General features: G+C 45.5%; 4 protein-coding genes. 1 reads left to right on the top strand and 3 read right to left on the bottom strand.

Annotated features, from left to right (window positions below):
* Positions 1-1,052: PQQ-dependent sugar dehydrogenase (locus tag B3O33_RS03195; RefSeq protein WP_292362907.1), on the top strand; the 1,052-nt coding region annotated here is incomplete at its 5' end.
* On the opposite strand, the gene greB is transcribed toward B3O33_RS03195, so the two are convergent.
* The 3 genes from greB to B3O33_RS03180 all read right to left on the bottom strand — a co-directional run bounded on the left by greB (position 1,049) and on the right by B3O33_RS03180 (position 4,054).
* Positions 1,049-1,516, bottom strand: coding sequence for a transcription elongation factor GreB (greB, locus tag B3O33_RS03190; protein ID WP_292358910.1), 468 nt, complete (start codon positions 1,514-1,516; stop codon positions 1,049-1,051). The two genes, B3O33_RS03195 and greB, sit on opposite strands and share 4 nt — an antisense overlap.
* Entirely contained in the window at positions 1,516-2,853 is a 1,338-nt protein-coding gene (locus B3O33_RS03185) for an FAD-dependent oxidoreductase (protein ID WP_292362906.1), read from the bottom strand. The genes greB and B3O33_RS03185 overlap by 1 nt, the downstream gene beginning before the upstream one ends.
* A gap of 106 nt (positions 2,854-2,959) precedes the next feature.
* Positions 2,960-4,054, bottom strand: coding sequence for a hypothetical protein (locus B3O33_RS03180; RefSeq protein ID WP_292362905.1), 1,095 nt, complete (start codon positions 4,052-4,054; stop codon positions 2,960-2,962).
* Positions 4,055-4,338 lie beyond the last annotated feature (284 nt).

Raw genomic sequence — 4,338 nt, 5'->3', positions numbered from 1 at the left:
ATGCAGGTAGCGTCAATGATAAAAAGTTGCAAATTGACAAGGTTGCAGATGGATTAGGAATCCCATGGGGAATGGCAATTTTGCCCGACGGTACGATGCTGGTGACCCAGCGCGAAGGCAAGTTAAGCCTGGTCAATCTTGATTCTGGGGATAAAACGGATATCAGTGGTGTACCTTCAGTTAAAGCACAAGGTCAGGGTGGCTTTCTGGATGTGGCTTTATCACCGGATTATGCTGAGAGTGGCTGGATTTATTTCACCTACAGCAAAGATATAGATGGCCAGGGCGCAACTACACTCGCCCGTGCAAAGTTAGACGGCAATGCTTTAGCTGATTGGAAGGATTTAATAGTCACCCAATCACGCACCAGTAAAGGCCAGCATTACGGTAGTCGGATTGTGTTTGATCAGCAAGGTCATCTGTTCTTCTCTATTGGGGATCGTGGCGAACGTGATATGGCCCAGGATCTTAACAATCACAACGGTACCGTTCTAAGGCTAAATCTTGATGGTAGTGTTCCGCAGGACAATCCTTTTGTCGGACAGGACAATGCTTTGCCGGAAATCTGGAGTTACGGTCATCGTAATCCACAGGGCCTGCATTACAACGCTGAAACACAACAGCTTTGGGGTATTGAACACGGTCCACGTGGTGGTGATGAAATCAATCTGATTGAAGCAGGCAAAAACTACGGTTGGCCTGAGGCTTCCCATGGTAAGGAATATTATGCTCCTGTCTCTGTCGGTCAAGGCAAAGAAGTGGATGGTATGGCAAATCCGATAAAAGTCTATATTCCATCCATCGCTCCCAGCGGTCTGGTGCAGTATCAGGGTGAAGCCTTCCCGGAATGGCAGGGTGACTTATTTTCAGGTGCCATGGCGCTACAACATCTGAATCAGGTCAAAATTCAGAATAACGAAGCAGTCGATGAAACACGCTATTTACGAACTATGAATAAACGTATTCGTAACGTCATTGAAAGTCCTGAAGGCTGGTTGTATGTATCAACAGATGATGGCGAGATTTATCGGATACAACCAGCTGCAAACTAATATTTGATGTCCAGAATCAGATAACGATGACCACCATCCTGAACCTGGATAGTTACTTCGTCATCTATCTGTTTTTTCAACAACGCTTGCGCCAAAGGTGAATCCACACTGATATTCCCTTTGGCGTGATCAATCTCATCCGGGCCGACGATCCGGTATTGAACCTCTTCCGTATCATCCTTCAACAGCGTCACGTTCGCCGCAAAAAATACGGCTTCCTGATTATCCGGGATACGATCAATGACCATCAAATCCGGAATACGTTTTTGGAGATAGCGGATCCGCCGATCAATTTCCCTGAGTTCTTTTTTACGATAAATATATTCGGCGTTTTCAGAACGATCGCCTTCAGCCGCGGCAGCGGCCAAGGCCTGAACTACATGCCTGCGCCGCTGCCAGCGCTCGCTCAGCTCCTGATTCATCCGGAACATGCCATCAGCAGTGATATAGGGTGATGATGCCATTATGCTGATTTATGAAGTCTTTCGTTCAGCAAGGATTCATTGATGGATGCACCAATACGCCCTACAATTAAACGCATATCCGTTTCAGCATTTTCCAGGCAACTGGTGCCTCCAGGGGATGGCGTCATATTGAAGACAATACCGTTTCCGGGGTTAATCTTGGCCTCACCCATCAACAACTTGGCATTCTTTTTATCAATCAACTGAGGCCTGACACCCCCAAAACCTTTAGCGAATTCAATATCTTTCAATTGCAGGCCAGGAACGATTTTGCGTGCATCTTTCAAAAACAGCCAGCGACGTAATAACGGCACTTCAAACAGGAAGTTTTTAAAGATGTAGTTGCGAATATCCTTGATACGGAACAAATCCCAGAAAACTTTAAGCACCCTGCTGTCCAGACGCAGAACCCGCAGAAATTCAAAAAAAGTTTTATTGTTATAACGCTCTAACAATGGCAGTAACAATGCCGTGGGCCCAAAACGGGTTTTACCCTCGACCAGCACATCCGGATCACCATGCACCGCGGCAAATGGCAATGCATCATTCTGCACGGTATACACCTTGCCACGGAGCACTTGCGGGGTGAAATAAAAGCTCCCAGCGACAGGCAGGCAAGAGAATTCCAAGCCATAGCCCATCTTTTGTGCCAGCAGTAAACTATGTCCGCCAGCAGAGACCACCACGCTGCGAGCCTTAATGATTTTATCGCCGGTAACCAATGAAAATACGCCATCACTTTCGACAATATCATCGACTTCGCTGTTAAATAAAAGCTGGATTTGTTTGTCTGTTTTGGCTTTGGCCTTATCAACAAAGGCTTGCGATAAACGTTGATAGTCGACCGCACTGTAATCATCCAAAATAGCAAGTGCAACACAGGGTTCTGCCCGCATTTCACCATTTACCATGACGACGGCGGGTTCATAGGAAGCAATATCCGATTTTTCCAACAGTTTCATATTGGGAAAGACTTCACGGAAGGTCTGGTAGCGCTGGCGAAGCTGACGGCATTCCTGTTCACCGACACCTAAAACCATTTTGGGATATTTGAAAATGACCTGATCTACATTAGGTAAATCAGCAGCAAAATTCACCAGCATCTCAGCAGCCGCTTTTACCTTGGTCGCTTTCTCCAAGGTGTAATTGGTCTCAATATCACCGCAATGGATTGTCTGGCTGTTGTTACGGCCATTCGAGTTGACCTTGGCCACCCCGGCATATTTTTCCAACAGGACAATATCATTAAGATCAGTATATTCAGCCAGCATATACAGCAGCGCGGTGCCACAGACACCGCCACCGATAATGGCTACCTGATGAATTTGGTCTGTCATAAATTTTTCCGTGCTTAAACGACGGAAATTTTAGCAAAACGTTGCTCAGACCGTTTAAAAATATCACTTCATCAAGTTATATAAGGCGATAGCAGATCTATCTTACTCACTTGTATTTTGGCTTCTTATTGCCAGAAAATGACGGTATTGTTGAAAGAATCGCCTGTAACTCACTCCGTTTCTTTTTGCTTTTACCCGTTTTTTTGACAGCAGTTAATTTATCCACTTCACCCAGTAAACTATCCAACTGCGCAGTATCCGGAAGCGGCTCCTCTTGCGTTGGTGGGATCAGTGATAACTTTTTATCCGTTTGTGTCGATTGTAGCTTTTCAACATCTTTGAGTAATGATTCCAAACGCTCAGGTTCAGGCAAGTCGGGCTGTTCAGGAATATCAAAAACGGCAATTTCAGACTGTGTCTGTTTACGATCCAACTCTGCCTGAGCCTGTTCTGCCGCAAGTGCTGCAGCAAAGTCCTCTTCAGCCTGGCTCAGGTTTGACTTCTGAGTTATATCTTCAACGGGGGGGATTTCTCCAGCTTCATTTTCAGGGCTGTCCATATCCGGATTTGCCTCTGTATGAACTGATGTTTTAACGTCAATTTTTTCGGAAACGGTTGACTCAGGGATTTCATCAACCTTGCTGGGTGAAGTATTGTCGAGTAAATCTGAGACCCACTCATCATCGTTCGTATGTGTCTTCTCATCGTTAAGCTTGGGTTTCAGTGGCTCACTTTTATGCTCATTGGAGCCCATCAATGAAACCAGAGGCGCCTTTTTAACTTCAGAAATTAATTCCTGAGTCGAATTCATTCTGTATCCATTGGCTGTTGATAATTCGATTTCTTCCTCAATAAACTCAGGCATGCCATGAAATGCATAGGGTTGCTTATCTGATGCAGGAGACACCAAAGTTTTCTCAGTTGACTTTGCTGTTGAAACAAAATCCACTTCTGCATCCCTGTCAGAGCGATATGACGATGGGGATTTTTGCTGTTTAGCATCTGGCTGCGGGGAGGTGTCATCAGCTTTATCAAGCTCAGTCTTTAAAGTATTGTCAGACTGTGCTGCTTCAATGTGATAGCTTTCTTCTTTATTCTCAAAAGACTCCTCCAGGCTGCTTTCTTTATCCAGAAAATCTGGAGAAAGACCGGGAGCTTCGCTGCTTACAGTGTGGCTTTCTTCCGCTTCTTCAATAAGCATTTCCCTGGATGGCTCACTATCAACAGCTTTTTCAATGGGTGGTTGTGTGGCGATTGCATGATCTCCAGCAAGGTGTTGTTTCCTTGCTGCTTTCAGCCGTTGTGTTCGTTCACGTAATTTAGCCCGTAACTTCTCAATCTCATTAACAGGCTCATTCGTTTTGGATGCTTCCTTGACGATATTTTCATCGGCAGCTATTGCATCAATTGGTTGTGCCGACATTATGCCAGCCAATCGCTCTTCCTCGCTTTGGTAGTGACTTTCGGCTTCGGCTTCGGCTTCGG

The sequence above is a fragment of the Methylophaga sp. UBA1464 genome (assembly GCF_002325665.1).
Lineage (GTDB): Bacteria > Pseudomonadota > Gammaproteobacteria > Nitrosococcales > Methylophagaceae > Methylophaga.
Note: the sequence above shows the minus strand (reverse complement) of the source record. Positions and strands in the feature narration are given on the sequence as shown.

What these genes read in the sequence shown, in the direction of transcription:
- greB (WP_292358910.1), bottom strand. Translation starts at nt 1,516, where the DNA reads ATGGCATCATCACCCTATATCACTGCTGATGGCATGTTCCGGATGAAT.
- B3O33_RS03185 (WP_292362906.1), bottom strand. Translation starts at nt 2,853, where the DNA reads ATGACAGACCAAATTCATCAGGTAGCCATTATCGGTGGCGGTGTCTGT.
- B3O33_RS03180 (WP_292362905.1), bottom strand. Translation starts at nt 4,054, where the DNA reads ATGCTTATTGAAGAAGCGGAAGAAAGCCACACTGTAAGCAGCGAAGCT.